Annotated in this window: 13 protein-coding genes and 2 pseudogenes; 3 read left to right on the top strand and 12 right to left on the bottom strand. The window is 39.9% G+C overall.

What is annotated here, in order from left to right; all coding sequences use genetic code 11:
* Positions 1–48 precede the first annotated feature (48 nt).
* On the bottom strand, positions 49–1,455 hold the full coding sequence (locus BMX18_RS05800) for a MocR-like pyridoxine biosynthesis transcription factor PdxR (RefSeq protein WP_093815573.1): 1,407 nt from the start codon (positions 1,453–1,455) through the stop codon (positions 49–51).
* 90 nt (positions 1,456–1,545) lie between these two features.
* Between BMX18_RS05800 and BMX18_RS05795 the strand changes: the two genes are divergently transcribed.
* Positions 1,546–2,439 carry a DMT family transporter gene (locus BMX18_RS05795; protein WP_093815571.1) on the top strand — a complete coding sequence of 298 codons (894 nt, stop codon included), beginning with the start codon at positions 1,546–1,548 and terminating at the stop codon, positions 2,437–2,439.
* Between the two features lie 184 nt (positions 2,440–2,623).
* Here BMX18_RS05795 and BMX18_RS05790 read toward each other — a convergent pair whose 3' ends face one another.
* From BMX18_RS05790 to BMX18_RS05770, 6 genes and pseudogenes are all read right to left on the bottom strand, one after another.
* Positions 2,624–2,956 carry a DUF1648 domain-containing protein gene (locus BMX18_RS05790; protein WP_093815569.1) on the bottom strand — a complete coding sequence of 111 codons (333 nt, stop codon included), beginning with the start codon at positions 2,954–2,956 and terminating at the stop codon, positions 2,624–2,626.
* Positions 2,957–3,061: 105 nt separating this feature from the next.
* On the bottom strand, positions 3,062–4,801 hold the full coding sequence (gene lpdA / locus BMX18_RS05785) for a dihydrolipoyl dehydrogenase (RefSeq protein ID WP_093815567.1): 1,740 nt from the start codon (positions 4,799–4,801) through the stop codon (positions 3,062–3,064).
* 26 nt (positions 4,802–4,827) lie between these two features.
* Positions 4,828–5,820: pseudogene (locus tag BMX18_RS05780) on the bottom strand (dihydrolipoamide acetyltransferase); the annotation flags it as partial.
* A 183-nt stretch (positions 5,821–6,003) separates the two neighbouring features.
* Positions 6,004–6,132: pseudogene (locus BMX18_RS09565) on the bottom strand (biotin/lipoyl-containing protein); the annotation flags it as partial.
* A gap of 54 nt (positions 6,133–6,186) precedes the next feature.
* On the bottom strand, positions 6,187–7,191 hold the full coding sequence (locus BMX18_RS05775; RefSeq protein WP_093815563.1) for an alpha-ketoacid dehydrogenase subunit beta: 1,005 nt from the start codon (positions 7,189–7,191) through the stop codon (positions 6,187–6,189).
* Between the two features lie 30 nt (positions 7,192–7,221).
* Positions 7,222–8,187 (bottom strand): thiamine pyrophosphate-dependent dehydrogenase E1 component subunit alpha, encoded by a 966-nt coding sequence (locus tag BMX18_RS05770; protein ID WP_093815561.1) that lies wholly within the window; start codon positions 8,185–8,187, stop codon positions 7,222–7,224.
* 357 nt (positions 8,188–8,544) lie between these two features.
* Here BMX18_RS05770 and BMX18_RS05765 point away from each other — a divergent pair, with 357 nt between their 5' ends.
* A complete protein-coding gene (locus BMX18_RS05765; RefSeq protein ID WP_074601811.1) occupies positions 8,545–9,144 on the top strand; it encodes a TVP38/TMEM64 family protein in 600 nt (199 codons plus the stop codon).
* A 114-nt stretch (positions 9,145–9,258) separates the two neighbouring features.
* A complete protein-coding gene (locus BMX18_RS05760; RefSeq protein WP_093815559.1) occupies positions 9,259–10,716 on the top strand; it encodes an alpha-amylase in 1,458 nt (485 codons plus the stop codon).
* A gap of 76 nt (positions 10,717–10,792) precedes the next feature.
* Here the strand turns inward: BMX18_RS05760 and BMX18_RS05755 are convergent, their stop codons facing one another.
* From BMX18_RS05755 to glyA, 5 genes are read right to left on the bottom strand one after another with little or no spacing between them, the layout of a single operon-like run.
* Complete coding sequence (locus BMX18_RS05755) at positions 10,793–12,529, bottom strand: ABC transporter ATP-binding protein (RefSeq protein WP_093815557.1); 1,737 nt, start codon at positions 12,527–12,529, stop codon at positions 10,793–10,795.
* Positions 12,530–12,532: 3 nt separating this feature from the next.
* Positions 12,533–14,257 (bottom strand): ABC transporter ATP-binding protein, encoded by a 1,725-nt coding sequence (locus BMX18_RS05750; RefSeq protein WP_093815555.1) that lies wholly within the window; start codon positions 14,255–14,257, stop codon positions 12,533–12,535.
* Between the two features lie 45 nt (positions 14,258–14,302).
* Positions 14,303–14,905: a lysozyme family protein gene (locus BMX18_RS05745; RefSeq protein WP_074563562.1), complete on the bottom strand. Its 603-nt coding sequence runs from the start codon at positions 14,903–14,905 to the stop codon at positions 14,303–14,305.
* Positions 14,905–15,882 carry a nucleoid-associated protein gene (locus tag BMX18_RS05740; RefSeq protein ID WP_039696955.1) on the bottom strand — a complete coding sequence of 326 codons (978 nt, stop codon included), beginning with the start codon at positions 15,880–15,882 and terminating at the stop codon, positions 14,905–14,907. Before BMX18_RS05740 ends, BMX18_RS05745 begins: the two co-directional genes overlap by 1 nt.
* 41 nt (positions 15,883–15,923) lie before the next feature.
* Positions 15,924–17,174, bottom strand: coding sequence for a serine hydroxymethyltransferase (glyA, locus tag BMX18_RS05735; protein ID WP_074868785.1), 1,251 nt, complete (start codon positions 17,172–17,174; stop codon positions 15,924–15,926).
* Between the last annotated feature and the right edge of the window lie 2 nt (positions 17,175–17,176).

Below are 17,176 nucleotides of genomic sequence, written 5' to 3'. Positions count from 1 at the left end.
TAGGCTCAGTATATCAGAATCCAATCCCACCGTCTCTTAATTTGCTCATCAATTCTCCCAAGCTTTTCTAAGGCGTCTGACACAATCTGGGATGTCTTCCAAATCAATTTTACTAAATCCAAGAAAGAGGCTTTCCTGCGGACAAGCCGCTTTTTCTTGCCAAAATTGCATGGTATCGTAGACTCGAACACCTTCTTTTTCTGCACGCTTGATAACATCACACTGGTTGATTTTATCCGGAAAAGTCACCAAAAAATACTGTCCACTGACGTTTGAAGATAATTTTATCGGCGCATTAAACTGCTCGAATTCTTTTTTAAAGGCTTCATAGCGTTTCTTAAAAACATGGTTCATCTTACGAACCAAGCGGTCGTAATCACCACTCGATAGGATATTGGCTAGAGCAATCTGATTTAAGAGATTAACCGTGCTATTGTAAAGCTTGAATTTTTCTAAAAAACTCTCAGTGAACTGTTCTGGCAAAACCATATAGCCCATACGAAAAGACGGTGAAAGAATTTTTGAAAAAGTCCCCAGATAAATCACTCGATCCAGATAATCAATTGATTTCAAGGCTGGAATGGGACGTTGGTAATAGCGGAGCTCGCTGTCATAGTCATCCTCAAGAATAAAAGAATTGTGCGCTTCAGCAAAACTCAAGAGTTCACGACGTCTAGAAATCGGCATGATCATACCAAGCGGAAATTGGTGAGATGGTGTGGTGTAAATCATTTCAATCTCAGCATTTCTATCTACCTGCGTCAATTCTAAGCCCTTGTCATCAACGTCAGCAGTTATGATAGGATAGTGATTTTTCTTAAAGATTTCACGCGCTTTAGGATAACTCGGGTCCTCCATCAAGACACTTCTTTTCGTATTCCCTAAAAACTGGCAAATATAATCCAAAGATTGTTGAAGCCCGCTAGTGATAATGATTTGGTCTGGGTGACATTTTACCCCACGAATACGCTCCAGATAACGACTGATTTCCTTTCTCAGTTTGTACTCTCCCTGAAAAGGCTGCAAGGTCGACAATTGCTCTGCTTTATCTAGCTCATCAAGGGCATTTTGATAATGTTTTTTCCAAACTTTCTTGGGAAATAGATTACTCGTATGGCTGCTGTTGGTCAAATCGTAAACAATGTGGTCGTCATCAGACTTGGCTTCAGTTTTTGAAATGGGCTCGGTCAAAGTTCTTTCTGACTGAAAAGCTTTTGGCATTTTTAAAACGTAAAAGCCTGCATTTTGACGGCTCTCGATATACCCTTCTAGGGTCAGCTGCATGTAAGCTCGGTCAACCGTATTTCGACTGACGCTTAGCATTTTTGCTAGGGTTCGTGTTCCTAACAATTTCTCATCAGGCGCTAAATAGCCCTGCAAAATATCTGATTTTATCTGCTGGTAAATCTGCTGGTACAGGGGACTACTCCCTGCACTGCGATTAAGATGTATCATATTTCCTCCAAAGTGGCACCTAAAAATTTTTAAATACTGGTACTTTTTATTATACCACGTATCCTTTACAATTTAGACTGAGGTGAAAAAATGAAGCAAAATCGTACAAATGATAGCAAATATATTTTCTTAATTTTTCTAGCTATCTGTTTTTTAGCAACTGGTGGCATCTTTGTCAAACTCAGTCCCCTACCACCAATCAACACTGGATTTTACCGTGTTTTATTTTCCATTCCTATGTTGATGCCTTTTCTCAAGAAGTCTGAGTTACAGGCTTTAAACCGCAAACAGATCGCAACAATCGTTTTAGCGGGAGCATTTTTAGCAGGGGATTTGACTTTATGGAATAGCTCATTTTCGTATACTAGTGTGGCTAATGCCAATCTTTTGGTGAATCTTACCCCATTCACTGTTATTCCAGTCAGTTATTTCCTATTCAAAGAAAAAATGACGCCTAAATTTTTGTTTGGCGGTCTCGTTACACTTATTGGTGTGCTGGTTCTCATGGCAAATAAAGTGAGTATGTCTCCAGACCGTCTGCTTGGAGATTCACTGAGTCTTGGCTCATCTGTCTTTTACGCCATGTTTATGATTACAGTTTACAAATTGCGCGATTCGGTAACATCAACCATCATTATGTTTATCAGTGCTTTTGGAACTCTACTGGTACTAGCTACTGTGATTTTCTTTACCGAAGGCTTTTATGTGCCACAGAATTTTGGTGAGCTTTGGCCACTTTTGGCACTAGCTCTCGTCTCTCAAATTTTAGGGCAAGGCTTATTAGCTTATTGTTTGGGAAAAGTAAATGCTTGCCTATCATCCTTAATTACCCTATCTCAGCCAGTCGTTGCCGCATTATACGCTTGGGTAATTTTCAACGAGAGCTTAAATCTCCAAACTGTCATCGCCATTTTAATTACATTGACAGGTGTTTACCTTGCTAAAACACAAACATCAACTAACATCGCACAAGAAAAAGTTTAGTCTTTTTAATTGTTACATTCAAAACAGAAACATCCTCAAAACTTAATTCACACTTCAATTTTCATGCTCAGCTAAAAAGGATTGCAAAAATCACTCGATTGTGACTGCAATCCTTTTTTTATTTTGTGAAAAATTCACCTATAAAGAAGTTGAGAATCTTATCTCGTACTCCTTTTAATCTATACTAACTGGTAAGAACTTGTTGAATCATAGCACAAATAAATGTCAAATTTATCAGTAAATAAACCTGAAGAAATCTAATTTCACCTGGGAAAAGTAACGGAAACTCTTGTGTATTTCCTTTTTTTCGATAATATTTTGAAAAAAAGATACTGATTTCACCAATTAACAAAGAAATAATAAAGAATACATAAAGAAATATTCTATTGTCATAACCATCAGGTATACCATTATTGAAATGCACCACAATTATCTCAGGTGAGAATAAAAATAGAGCCGTTGCAAAGACAAATACTAAAAAATAAAGCAACCTAACATATAAAGAAAATTTGTTCATGTTACACTTCCAATAAACTAGTTAATTTCATAATGTCTAATTTCTTAAAAAGTATACAACTTAAAAATAATTTTTCAAGTGTTAACATTCATAGCACATGTCAAATTATTTCTTCGGTGGGTTGTGAATGGCTTGTCCGATGGTATCTAGAAAAGCTTCGTACATGTTTTCTGAGAAAGTCGGATGCCCATGGATAGCTTGGGCCACGTCATCAACGGTCAATTCATTTTCCATGATAGTTGCTGCTTCGTTGATGAGCTCTGCAGCTGCTGGTCCAATGATATGAACCCCCAAGATTTCATGGTACTTGCTATCTGCAATGACTTTGACAAATCCTTTGGCTTCATTTGAAGCGATAGCACGTCCATTTCCTGAAAAACTTGATTTGCCAATCAAAATATCACCGTATTGCTTGCGCGCAGCTTCTTCGGTCAATCCGACCATGGCAACTTCTGGATGCGTATAAACTGCTGCGGGAGTGTACTTGAGTTTTGCTTTGCGATGATTACCAGAAAGAGCATTCTCAGCAGCCACTTCTCCCATGCGGTAAGCAGCGTGCGCCAGCATTTTCTGACCGTTGACGTCGCCTGGGGCATAGATGCCTGGTATTGACGTCTCTTGATAATCGTTAACTTTGATACGATTACCGTCCATCTCTAAGTCGAGATTTTCAAGACCTTTCATCTGTGGCACACGTCCAATTGATAGCAGAGCTTTATCAGCTTGGATAGTCTCACCATTTGATAATTTCAAGCTTAAGTAACTTGTCTCATCAATGATTTCGCTCACCCCAACATTTGTCTTAATGGTCATGCCTTTTTTCGTCAAGATGTTTTGCAATTCTTGTGAGATTTCTTTGTCCATTGCTGGAATAATGCGGTCAGCCATTTCGATAACAGTCACCTCAACGCCGTAAGATGCCCAGACCAAACCAAGCTCGATACCAACAACGCCACCACCCATGACAACAAGAGATTTCGGCATCTCACGTAAATCAAGAATCTCATCAGATGTCAAAACACGTGGCGAATCAATGCCAGGGATATTAATACGTGACACTTTGGAACCTGTAGCAAGAATAATTTTGCGCCCTTTAATGATTTCAGAACCGATATGGACTGTTTTATCAGGATTGACTTTGGCAACTCCATTAAAAATGGTTACTTTATTGGCTTTTAGAAGTGAACGGACACCGCCAGTTAGCGTTTTTACAACCGTATTTTTAAAATCAACGGTCTTATCCATGTCAATACTGTAATCCGTTGAGGCAAGATTAATACCTCGACCTGCAGCAATTTTAAGGCCGTCTAAAATTTCAGCATTCTTGAGATAAGTCTTGGTTGGAATGCATCCGACATTCAAGCAAGTCCCACCGAATTCTGATTTTTCAACGATAGCAACCTTAGCCCCTAGCTGAGCTCCGCGAATGGCGGCATAGTAACCCGCAGGGCCACCACCAACGACAATCAAGTCATATTCATCTGCAGCTAAATCAGCTTCGCTAAAAACTCCAGCTTTAGCAGAAACAGCATTTGGTACTTCAAGGCCTGCAGACTCAAGTTGACTAGCAGCTTCCTTGAGACTGACCTCTTCAGCAATCACTTCCCCTTCTGCTCCGATATATCCAATCACTTCAGTCACTGGCACCACATCACCAGCTGGGTGCACAATTTTCAAAAGTACACCAGAGTCGTCAGCTTCGATTTCCATGTTAGTTTTGTCGGACATGATTTCAAGAAGAATATCACCTTCGTTCACTACATCGCCTTCAGAGAATTTCCACTCGAGAATCTCACCTTCTTGCATGTCCACACCAAGCTTTGGCATGATAATTTCTACTGCCATAAATTTCCTTTCTTATCTTTTTAATCTCAAATCAATAGTTCCAAAGGATTTTCCAGCAACGCTTTTAAATCCAACATAAATTTAGCGCCATTCATCCCGTCGACCAAACGGTGATCAATGGTCAAGCTAAGTCCCATAATTGGACGAATCACTACCCGTCCATCAATGGCAACCGGCGTGTCAACAGTCGCTGAAATTCCTAAAATAGCAGAGTTTGGCTGATTAATAATTGGGTTAAAGGACTTAACCCCAAACATCCCAAGATTTGTGATAGAGAAAGTTGACCCAGACATATCAGCTGCTTTTAATTTGCCAGCTTGCGCTTTTTGAATCACATCTTTTGAGGCAACCACAAAATCAGACAAGGTCATCTTATCAGCTCCATGAACAACTGGAACCACCAAACCATCTGGCAAGCCCACGGCAATACCCAGATTAACAAAATGATGCAGCTCAATAGCTTTCGCGTCATTAATCAAAGAGGCATTTAAATAACGATGCTCCTCTTTCATCAAGGTCTTCGTAACCGCAAGTCCAATCAAATCAGTTACAGTCACCTTGTAGCCTGTTTTTGCCATGATTGGCCCTATCAACTGCTTACGAAGCGCCAAAAGATTCGTCATATCAATGTCATAATCAAGCGTGAAAGTTGGAGCTGTAAAGTAAGACTTCGACATGCCTTTTGAAATCGCCTGACGCATGCCAGACATTTTAATCACTTCGATACCATCTGGCACACTGTGAACCTCCTCACTACTCTCACTCTTATCGGCACCTGCTTTAGCAAGGACATCATCTTTAGTAATCTTGCCACTAGCACCAGTTCCAGCGATACCAGAAAGCTCAAGGCCCATATCTGCCGCAATCTTACGAGCAAGCGGCGTCACGCGCACCTTAGCAAACTTCGCCACGTCATCTTTATGAATACGCCCATTTTCACCAGTCCCACTAACCTCATCAAGCGCGATTCCACGCTCTGAGGCTAGCTTTCTTGCTGCTGGTGTCGCACGAATCTTACCTTTTTGAAAAATAGCTGGCGCATCAGACGGTTGAGAGAAATCAGCTGGTGCTTCCTGAACAGGCTCTAACTGTTCAGCCTGCCCTTCTCCCACCAAATCATCAACGTTTTCCCCTACTGCTCCGATATAGCCGATTACCTCAGTCACTGGCACCACGTCGCCAGCAGGATGCACGATTTTCAGTAGAACACCTGAGTTTTCAGCTTCGATTTCCATATTAGTTTTGTCGGACATGATTTCAAGGAGAATGTCACCATCGTTCACAACATCGCCTTCGGAAAATTTCCACTCGAGAATTTCTCCCTCTTGCATGTCAACGCCAAGTTTTGGCATGATAATCTCATTTGCCACAGAAAGCACCTCCTTTTAATTCGCGCGCCCGTTTCGAGTCATCTTATAAATAGCCGCTTTAATCTTTTCGACATCAGGTAGGATAGCTTGTTCCAAAACACTGGCATAAGGCACTGGTACATCTTCACTCGCCAAACGCACAATTGGATAATCAAGATAATCAAAAGCTTCGCTTTCTGTAACCTGCGCAGCTATTTCTCCAATAAACCCACCCGTTTTATAAGCGTCATTGACTAACATCAACTTGCCCGTTTTCTTAACCGAGTTGACAATCAAATCCTTATCAAGCGGAATGAGGGTGCGAGGGTCAACCACTTCAACGCTAATGCCGTCAGCAGCCACTTCATCAGCAGCTTTAAGAACACGCTCCAACATGCGACCATAAGTCACAATCGTCAAATCAGTTCCTTCACGTTTAACGTCTCCTTTACCAAGAGGAATGTAAGCATCACTATCTAGAGAAACCTCTTCTTTCTTGCCATACAAAGCTTTTGGCTCCATGAAAATGACAATATTGTTATCTCGAATGGCTGATTTTAAAAGACCTTTGGCGTCATTTGCAGTTCCAGGTGCCACCACTTTGATGCCTGGAATATGCGTCAACCAAGCCTCCAAAGATTGCGAGTGCTGAGCCGCTGAACCGATTCCTGAACCTGATGCTACCCGAAAAGTGACCGGCGTTTTCAACCCACCACCAAACATGTAATTGTTTTTAGCACCATTGTTGACAATGGCATCCATCATAATGGTGATAAAATCCATGAAAGTCACGTCAACAATCGGACGAAGACCTGTAATAGCAGCTCCAATTGCACTCCCAGCAATAGCCGCTTCTGAAATTGGAGTGTCTCTGACACGTTCCGGACCAAATTCTTCAAGCATTCCTACAGATGTGCCAAAATCTCCGCCGTAAATTCCGACATCCTCTCCCATGAGAAAAATGGACTCATCTTTTCGCATTTCTTCTGTCATGGCAAGATTGATTGCCTCGCGCAAGGCCATTTGTTTTGTTTCAGTCATTATTTTTCTCCTCTATTAATGAAAGGCTGCTTAGTCTACCCAGACATCTTCAAAAGCGACTGACAAATCTGGTGCAGGACTATTTTTAGCAAATTCATAAGCCTCATCGACTTCTTTCACCACTTGAGCATCAATAGCATCAAGCTCGGCAATACTTGCTAGCTCATGTTCCGTCAAATAAGTACGGAATTTGACAAGCGGATCTTTTTTCTTCCACTCATCCACCTCTTCTTTGCTGCGATATTTTCCAGCATCAGCTGTTGAATGCCCGAACCAACGGTAAGATTCTAACTCAACAATCGCAGGGCCATTACCAGAACGCACATGTTCCACTGCCTTGCCCATTGTCTCGTAAACTGCTAAAACATCATTGCCATCCTCACAATAAAATCCTGGAATACCATAAGCTTCTGCGCGTGTATAAAGGTGAGGTGTATTTGTCGCACGCTTGATATTCATCGAAATTCCGTAGCGATTATTGATGATATAAAAAATCACTGGGAGTTTCCAAGTAGCTGCTAAGTTGACCGATTCATGAAAAGAGCCTTCGTTGGTTGCCCCGTCGCCAGAAAAAGCCACAACGATATTGCCAGTTTTTTGATAATCTTGGGTAATCGCTGCGCCAACAGCAAGGGCATATCCACCACCAACAATCCCATTCGTGCCGTAATTGCCTTTTTCAAAATCAGCCAAGTGCATAGAACCACCGCGACCTTTTGACACACCCGTTGCTTTTCCAGCAAGCTCGGCCATCATTTTATTCAAATCCATATCTTTGGCAATGCTTTGTCCATGACCACGGTGGTTTGAAAAAATAATATCATCGTAAGATAAATGAGCCATCGCCCCAACACTAGCCGCCTCTTCTCCAACAGAAAAGTGTGTCATTCCTTGGACAAAGCCACGACGGACTAGCTTATTAATTCGCATATCAAATTCACGAATACGCTGCATCTTCAGATACATTTCCATATATAGTTCTCGAGACAAAGTCATCTTTTGCCCTCCAATTATCTTTTTCGTAGTCCATTCATCATATGATAATATCCAGCAAATCACAAATTATTTAACCGCTTTTTTGCAAACGCTTCGAGGTAAATTAAAAAGACTCTTGCTACGCCTTGGATTAACAAGATTTCTAAAAATAGTCGGCCAATAAAAAAAGCAAGCGGCCGGGAAAACCACTTGCTTCGGAGTTATATGAAAAGTTTTTAGGATGATTATATTATATGATTTTCACTTTTATGATGCATCCGTCTTAAGACCTATTTTACTTTTTAAAAAAAGTTGACTTATCTCTAAAAAGTTTTACAATGATAGCAGCAAAGAAAGAATCAGATGGGAGATTAATTTTTGTTTCAGCACTATAAAATTATTCAACGCTTAATTCATATCCTATCAGCACTTATCTTTATCATATCTTGTGCCTGTATTTTCTGGCTATATCAGCACGGTTATCTGACCAATCAGGAAAAAATTCAAGCACTCATCGGTCAGGATAAAGTCTGGGGAGCAATCATGTTCACCATCTTCCAGATGATGCAGGTTGTCGTTCCTATCGTTCCTGCTAGCCTTACTATGATGCTTGCTGTCATGACTTTCCATCCTCTTGTTGGCGTTTTGACAAGTTGTATCGGAATTATTATCGGCACAATGATTTTATTTTTGCTAACGCGTTGGTATGGTAAGCGATTTTGCCTTCTTTTCATCAAAGAAGCCACACTAAAAAAATATGAGGACTTAATTTCTCGTCACAGTTCCTTTACCGTGATTTTCATTATTTGTATGCTTCTACCTTTTGCCCCTGCAGACTTACTGGTTATGTTAGCAGCTCTCAGTAACATGCCGTTTAAAACCTTCGCTAGAATCATCATCTGCTGCAAACCCATCTCAATTATTGGTCACATTTTACTGCTTTTTTATGGTGGTGAATGGGTCATTCATATCATCTAAGTTCTGGGAATTTTTCTTAGAACTTTTTAGTTATTTTTATAGCGCAAACGTTTGCATTATTTGAACTTTCTGCTAAAATAAAAGAAAAAGTCTTTCTCTTTGAGGTACTCTATCATGACAAATGAAACTTTGATGCAATACTTTGAATGGTATTTACCAAATGACGGCAAACACTGGAAACGTTTGGCAGCCGATGCTTCTCATCTTGCCCAAAAAGGTATCACCAAAATTTGGATGCCCCCTGCTTTTAAAGCGACGCATGATGGTGATGTGGGCTATGGCGTCTATGACCTTTTTGACCTAGGTGAATTTAACCAAAAAGGAACCGTTCGAACAAAATACGGAACAAAAGCTGATTGCCTAGAAGCTATTTCAGCTCTTAAAAATAATGGTATTGAGCCTTTAGCTGACGTCATTTTAAATCATAAGGCTGCTGCTGACCACACCGAAACCTTTAAGGTTGTTGAAGTTGCTCCAGAAGACCGAACAAAGGTTCTCAGTCAACCTTTTGAAATTGAAGGGTGGACAAATTTTACCTTTGAGGGTCGCCACCGTGCCTACAACGACTTTGAATGGCATTGGTACCACTTTACGGGTACAGACTATGATGTCAGAACTGGTAAAACTGGCATTTTCCAAATTCAAGGAGACAACAAAGGTTGGGCAAACCAAGACTTGGTTGACGGTGAAAATGGAAATTACGATTACCTCATGTATGCCGACCTAGATTTCAAACATCCAGAAGTCATCAAAAATATCTACGATTGGGCAGATTGGTTTGTTGAAACAACTGGAGTTAAGGGGTTCCGTTTAGACGCCATTAAACACATCGATTCTTTCTTCATGGGAAACTTTATCCGTGATATGAAAGCCAAGTACGGCAATGATTTTTACGTTTTTGGTGAATTTTGGAACGGTGATGAAAAGTCAAATAATGATTACCTAGCAAGTACTGATTATCGGTTTGATTTGGTCGATGTTCGCCTCCACCAAAATCTCTTTGAAGCAAGTAAAGCCAAGGAAGCTTATGATTTACGTCAGATTTTCGAGCAAACTTTAGTGAAAAATCATCCAGATTCTGCTGTCACTTTTGTTGATAATCATGATACCCAACGTGGTCAAGCACTGGAATCAACTATCGAAGAATGGTTTAAACCAGCAGCTTATGCCCTCATTTTACTTCGTCAAACTGGACTTCCTTGCATTTTCTACGGAGATTATTACGGCATTTCGGGACAATTTGCTCAGGAAAGCTTCCAAACTGTCATTGATAAATTGCTTGAACTTAGAAAAAACGCCGTTTATGGTCAAGAACTAGATTACTTTGACCAAGCTAACTGTATAGGCTGGACTTGCCTTGGAGATGACAAACACCCTACTGCTCTTGCTGTTCTCATCAACAATAGTAAATCCACATCAAAGCGCATGTTTGTTGGAGAAAAATGGGCTGGTAAATTGTTCACTGATGCTCTTGGCAACCAAGCTGCGCATGTCCAAATCGATGAGCAAGGTTATGGCGATTTCCTAGTCGGTGAAAAATCAATCAGCACTTGGATACCACTAACAAAATAATGATCTAAAAAAAGCGATTAGAAATATTTTCTAACCGCTTTTTGCATATTTATATTTATGTAACAAAACAAATGGTCTATCCAGCTTGTGCTGTTTGCATTTGATAATAAACGCCTTGTTTTGTCATTAGCTCATCATGGGTACCGTATTCTACGATGTCACCATCAACCATTACTAAGATACAGTCGGCTGATTGAATCGTTGACAAACGGTGAGCGATGATAAAGCTTGTACGACCTTTCATCAATTTTTCAAAGGCTTCTTGGACAAGAATTTCAGTACGCGTATCAATTGACGAAGTTGCTTCATCCAAAATCAAGATTTTTGGTAATTTCACAAAAATACGAGCGATAGTCAAAAGCTGACGTTGACCTTGTGACAATGACGCTCCCGCATCAGACAAGTAAGTGTCATAACCATTTGGCAATTGACGAATGAAGAAATCTGCGTTGGCTGCTTTTGCTGCTGCAATCACTTCTTCACGAGTAGCCTCTGGATTACCATAAGCGATGTTATCATGAATTGTTCCGACTTTTAACCAAGTCTCTTGCAGAACCATACCGATTTGTTGGCGGAGCTCTTCAACTGAGTAATCAGCCATTGACACGCCATCAAGGTAAATTGCACCCTTATCAACTTCGTAGAAACGCATCAAAAGATTAATCAAAGTTGATTTACCAGCACCAGTCGGCCCAACGATAGCAACTTTTGAAGCTGCAGGAATAGATAGGTTCAAATGGTTAATCAGTGTTTTCTGTGGTGTGTAACCAAATGACACATCTTTAAATTCAATTTGTCCTTGAATCTTATCAGCATCAAGCTGAGCTTTTACTGGAAGTGGTTCGTATTCTTCATCTAAAATGTCGTAAAGACGTTCTGCACAGGCAATAGCACCTTGCAATTCAGACAAGACTGATGAAATATCATTGAATGGTTTGGTATATTGAGTGACGTAATTCAAGAAAGTTGTCAATTGACCAACGGTAAAGGCACCAGACATGATACGAAGAGCCCCGACACCAGCAAGCAAAGCGTAAATCAAGCTATTGATAAAGCGTGTTGATGGGTTAACCGTTGATGAATAGAAAATGGCACCTTGCGAATAATCCGCATAAGTATCGTTGATATCTGTGAAAGTATCAATCGCTGCTTCTTGTGCATTAAAGACATGTAAGAGACTTTCTTGACGAATCATCTCTTCAATGTACTGTGTTTGACGACCACGAGATTTGGTTTGTTTTTGATACAAATGATAGCTCTTATTAGCAATAAATCGTGCCAAGAAAAGAGACAATGGTGTTAAAACAAGCACCAAACCAAGCATCAATAAGTCAATATCTGCCATTGTCACAATTGTAATGATGATGGTTAAAACACCAATGAAGAATTGGTTGAAGACCATCAAAAGACCATTACTTAATTGCTCAGCGTCAGTTGTGACACGACTGACCAAATCACCAGAGCTTTTCTTATCCAAATAAGAAATCGGCATTTGGTTCAATTTTGCCATAACTCTTTGACGAAGATCATAGATATAGCCAAAGGTCAAACGATTGTAAATCAAAGGATTCAACCATTGAACCAAAGTATTTAGACCAATAACAATTGCCATTTTCGTGATAATCGGCATAATCAAGGTCAATGATTTTGGTGATAACACCACGTCAACAGCATTACCAATTAGGACAGGAAGGTAAACCGTTAGAGCAACTTGGGCAATTGTTCCAAGAGTCGCTCCAATCACAAGTCCTTTTTGAGAAAGAAGTTCTTTAAACAAACGACGTCTTGTATCAGATTGTTTTCTAGCTTTCATCTTCTAGTCCTCCTTTCCTTTTTGGTGTTGTGAGTAATGGATGTCTCGGTAAAGCTCATTAGTTGCAAGCAATTCATCGTGACTTGCAAATCCTAGTTGATGTCCCTTATCCAAAAGCAAAATCTTATCAGCAGCCTTCAAACTATTAGTACGTTGTGAAATCAAAATCAAAGTTGTATCACTTAGTTGCTCATGAATAGCTGTCAATAATTTTGATTCTGTCAAGTAATCAAGGGCTGACGTTGAATCATCCAAAATAAGAAGCGGAGCTTTTTGAACAATGGCACGCGCAATAGTCAAACGTTGACGTTGCCCACCAGAAAAATTACGTCCAAAAGCTTCGACGGTTGCATCAAGCTGTCCTTCTTTTTCAGAAACAAAATCACTAGCCTGTGCAATATCCAAAGCTTTCCAAAGCTTCTCGTCACTCACGTCACCCTTCATTCCTAGAGTCAAGTTTGAGCGAATTGTTCCTTGGAAAAGCTCAGCTTTTTGCGGCACCACATTGACCCATGAGCGCCACTCACCTAAGGTTTTAGGCGATTTTTGATTTTGGAAAATAGCTAAGCTACCTTCCTGAGGTGTGTAGAGATGTGTAAGGAGTTCAACTAAGGTTGATTTCCCTGAACCAGTTCCCCCAATAACTCCTAAAAAGTCACCTGGATTTAGTTGAAAATCAATGTGTGATAGTGATGGTTCTGCTGCTGTTGGATAAGTGAAGCTCATATCACTCACGCTAACCGCAAAATCAGATGTCATTTCTTCAAGCTCAGTCGACAAGTCTTCAGACTCTTTTTCAAAAACTTCTGTGATACGTTTAGCACTGATAAATGATTGGTTAAGAGAGGTTACAAGCATTGTCATCTTAAGCAATTCAGTCAAAATTTGCAAAAGATAGTTAACCAAGGCAATCAACATTCCTTGAGAAAGAAGACCTTTACCGATTTGGATATTTCCTTGCCAAATGACAAGAATCAAAGTGCTGTTTACCACAAGGTAAGTCAAAGGCGTTACTAAACTTGATAAGCGCCCTGCTTTTAATTGTAAATCAGTGTAGTTTTGGTTAGCAGCCGCAAATTCTCTTTCTTCCTTGTCCACTTGACCAAAAGCTCGAATAACACGAACCCCTTCCAACTGCTGACGTGTCATGTTCACAATCTTATCAGTCGCACGACGAATACTAGCATAGATTGGATTCAAAAGATGCGACATAGTAAAGACAATCACAAATAAAATGGCAACCATAACCAAAAAGTCGATAGTCATCTTAGGGCTGATATTAAAAGCCATGATAATGGCACCAAAGACAATAATCGGTGCGCGTAGGAAAAGACGCAAGAATTGGTTAATTCCTGTTTGAATTTGGTAAGTATCGCTGGTTAAGCGTGTTACCAAACTTGAAGTTGTCAGTTTATCACGGTCTTCCTTACTCAAGCCCATGATTTTTTTAAACAAATCCTTGGTCAGCTGACGCGTATAGCCAACTGCGGCTTTTGAAGAAAAGTATTGTGCGGTAATCGCCACAATGACACCGACAACAGCGAATAGGAACAAAAGTCCAATCATCAAAACAAGATTCATCTTGTTATTGCTTGGAATAATCGTATCAACGATTCGCGCAATGATAATAGGAACTAATAATTCAAAAGATGCTTCAAACAATTTGAAAAGGGGACCTAAGACAGTCTCTTTAAGGTACCCTTTGAAATAACGACTTAAATATTTCATATTTCTCTTTTTTAATAGAGATATTAAACTCTAAACCTTACTATTTTAAAATAAGCTCATTAATTCAATCAAATATAAATTAAAATGAACCTCACGCGAGTAGTAAATATTACCACCATTTCGATATAGCTGTCCACCTGAAATCAAAGCCAGAGGATGATAGTAAAAATAAGATTCACCAGTCGTGTTACCAAGACTTGGAGCTACTACATCGCGTGAATAAGTTTTAGCTAAAGTAATTGTATTTTTACTACCGTGCTTTGCAACATAATCAATATAAGATGTTCCAAAGTTATAAGCTTGAACAGCTGTCCAAACATCTACTCCTGCCTCATGGGCTAAAGAAAGATTTTCTGAAAGGACTGTGACCCCTTGGCGAATACTCGTTTTACTATCAGTGATGGAATTAGCAACGCCGTCTGAACTTTCGCTAGATTGCATAACGTCGCCATCATTTCCCTTTGTTTCTGTGTAAATCATTGCCAAGACCAACTCAACGTTGGCTGTGGTGTCATTATCGTCTAAAATCTCTTTGACCATGCTTTTATACTGCAATACATTATGAACATTTTCATGAGTGACGTAAACTTGGTAGCCACAGAAAATGACAAATGCCAGTACAATCAGGCGTTTTAAGAACTTAAACATTATTTATTTTGAATATCCTCTATATTTTTAATCAAGATGGAATAGGTTCCATTTGGATTTTGAATAAATTCAACCGACTCAGCGTCTTCATAAACATTATTAGGAACAATCAATTGAATACCATTTGACAGTGACAATTTTTGATTCTCTAATTTTTTCGTTTGACGCGAGTGGTCAATATCCGACACCTGAATAGGCTCTGGAATGCTTTCTTTCAACTCATCAACAAAGGTCAAACGAGCTGTTAAATTATTGTCAAAGAGTTGGTCCGCCAATTTTTCTGGAGATAATTCTTGCTCTTCTTCCAAGTTTTTGTGAATGGCTGCTTTCATTTTTGATTGGAAAGCAAAATCATCTTGTTGGAAATTTTCAGCGATTTTCTGGGCAGCTTGTTCTACCATTTTAATCGATTTTTTGACCGATTGTTCAGGCTGAACTTGCAAGAGATTCTCTGAGAAATAGTTGGCAAAGCTACCATTGTGCTTAATGCGTTTTTCAATCAAATAATAATGATGGTTAACACGATTAATCACCAAGGCTTCATCTGGTGTTTGAGCCGCAGATGGGTAATTATTTTGTGTGATTTTAATCGGACTTTCACTGTCACTTGAGATATGCGTGAAATTTTCTCTTAACGCAACACGAAGGAAAGCAAAATGCTCAACACCGTCTTTATCAAATTGGATGAAGACCAAATCATTTGTCTTTTGATTATCAGAAATGACAAACTCTTCTTTCCAAAGCTGAGCGATTTTAACGGATGATTCCATCAAATCATCACTCAAATAACTAAGAAAGACATTGTCTTCTGAGAACGTTCCACGTTTGGCTTCATCTGAGAAAACTTTGCTTAATTTTTTACGAAAATACTCATCAATACGTGGCGTAATCGTCAATAACTGATCTGACAAAATCAATTCCGTATCATTTGGCGTAAATTGATGAATAACAATGCGTTTAATATACAAATCAATCATGGTTAAGTCTGTCTGAACACTTAAAAGTGTTCAGCTGTTCGTTAATAAAGTGGGAAAGCATCTGTCAATGCTTTAACCTCACGACGAACCTCCTCTAAAATAGTTTCGTTTTGATAGTTTTCAAGAGCTTTTACAATCAATTCAGCAATAAGGCGTGATTCTTTCTCACCCATTCCACGACTGGTAATGGCTGGTGAACCAATACGGATACCAGATGTCTTAAACGGTGACAAGGTTTCAAATGGAATTGAATTTTTGTTGAGCGTAATGTTAACAGACTCAAGAATATTTTGTGCCAATTTTCCATTTTCAACCACTTTTGTCACGTCAACCAAAAAGACGTGGTTATCTGTACCGCCTGAAATGACACGGAAATCAGAGTGTTGATTAAAGACATCAGCCATAGCAGCTGCATTTTTAATCACCTGTTCACCGTATTCTTTGAAAGCTGGATCCAGCGCTTCTTTTAGAGCGACAGCTTTTCCAGCAATCACATGCATCAATGGACCACCTTGAAGACCCGGAAAGACTGCAGAATTAATCTTCTTAGCAATAGCTTCATCATTTGTCAAAATGAGTCCGCCACGAGGGCCACGAAGGGTTTTGTGGGTAGTTGTCGTTGTCACATGAGCATATGGGACTGGACTTGGGTGATGACCAGATGCCACAAGACCAGCAATGTGGGCCATATCAACCATTAGATAAGCACCAACGCTGTCTGCAATCTCGCGGAATCTCGGAAAATCAATAATACGTGAATAAGCTGACGCCCCAGCAACGATTAATTTAGGTTTGACTTCTTTAGCCAAATCCGCTAATTTATCGTAATCGATGCGTTCTGTGACTGGGTCAACTGAATAAGAGACAAAGTGATATGTTTTTCCTGAAAAGCTGACTGATGCCCCGTGAGTCAAGTGACCACCTGCAGCCAAATCCATTCCAAGGACAGTATCACCTGGTTGGATTAAAGCCATATAAGCTGCGGCATTGGCTTGACTTCCTGAGTGCGGTTGGACATTGGCAAACTTAGCACCAAACAATTCTTTGGCACGTTCAATAGCCAAATTTTCAACCACGTCCACACAATCAGTACCGCCATAATAACGCTTTCCAGGATAACCTTCGGCGTATTTATTTGTCAGTACTGTTCCTTGAGCTGCCATAACAGCTTTGGAGACCACATTTTCAGAGGCAATGAGTTCAATGTTATTTTGTTGACGAACTTCTTCAGCATGGATAGCTTGCCAAAGTTCGGTGTCAAATGCTTCGTAGTTTTCCTTGTCAAAAATCATAT

Source organism: Streptococcus sp. 45 (assembly GCF_900108865.1).
In the GTDB taxonomy this organism is placed as follows: domain Bacteria; phylum Bacillota; class Bacilli; order Lactobacillales; family Streptococcaceae; genus Streptococcus; species Streptococcus ruminicola.
The sequence above is the reverse complement of the archived record's forward strand: the minus strand, read 5'-3'. Positions and strand labels throughout refer to the sequence as shown.

Bases quoted from the DNA above. Each gene is read 5' to 3' on its own strand.
- BMX18_RS05800 (WP_093815573.1), bottom strand. From the start codon at position 1,455: ATGATACATCTTAATCGCAGTGCAGGGAGTAGTCCCCTGTACCAGCAG.
- BMX18_RS05795 (WP_093815571.1), top strand. From the start codon at position 1,546: ATGAAGCAAAATCGTACAAATGATAGCAAATATATTTTCTTAATTTTT.
- BMX18_RS05790 (WP_093815569.1), bottom strand. From the start codon at position 2,956: ATGAACAAATTTTCTTTATATGTTAGGTTGCTTTATTTTTTAGTATTT.
- lpdA (WP_093815567.1), bottom strand. From the start codon at position 4,801: ATGGCAGTAGAAATTATCATGCCAAAGCTTGGTGTGGACATGCAAGAA.
- BMX18_RS05775 (WP_093815563.1), bottom strand. From the start codon at position 7,191: ATGACTGAAACAAAACAAATGGCCTTGCGCGAGGCAATCAATCTTGCC.
- BMX18_RS05770 (WP_093815561.1), bottom strand. From the start codon at position 8,187: ATGACTTTGTCTCGAGAACTATATATGGAAATGTATCTGAAGATGCAG.
- BMX18_RS05760 (WP_093815559.1), top strand. From the start codon at position 9,259: ATGACAAATGAAACTTTGATGCAATACTTTGAATGGTATTTACCAAAT.
- BMX18_RS05755 (WP_093815557.1), bottom strand. From the start codon at position 12,529: ATGAAAGCTAGAAAACAATCTGATACAAGACGTCGTTTGTTTAAAGAA.
- BMX18_RS05750 (WP_093815555.1), bottom strand. From the start codon at position 14,257: ATGAAATATTTAAGTCGTTATTTCAAAGGGTACCTTAAAGAGACTGTC.
- BMX18_RS05745 (WP_074563562.1), bottom strand. From the start codon at position 14,905: ATGTTTAAGTTCTTAAAACGCCTGATTGTACTGGCATTTGTCATTTTC.
- BMX18_RS05740 (WP_039696955.1), bottom strand. From the start codon at position 15,882: ATGATTGATTTGTATATTAAACGCATTGTTATTCATCAATTTACGCCA.
- glyA (WP_074868785.1), bottom strand. From the start codon at position 17,174: ATGATTTTTGACAAGGAAAACTACGAAGCATTTGACACCGAACTTTGG.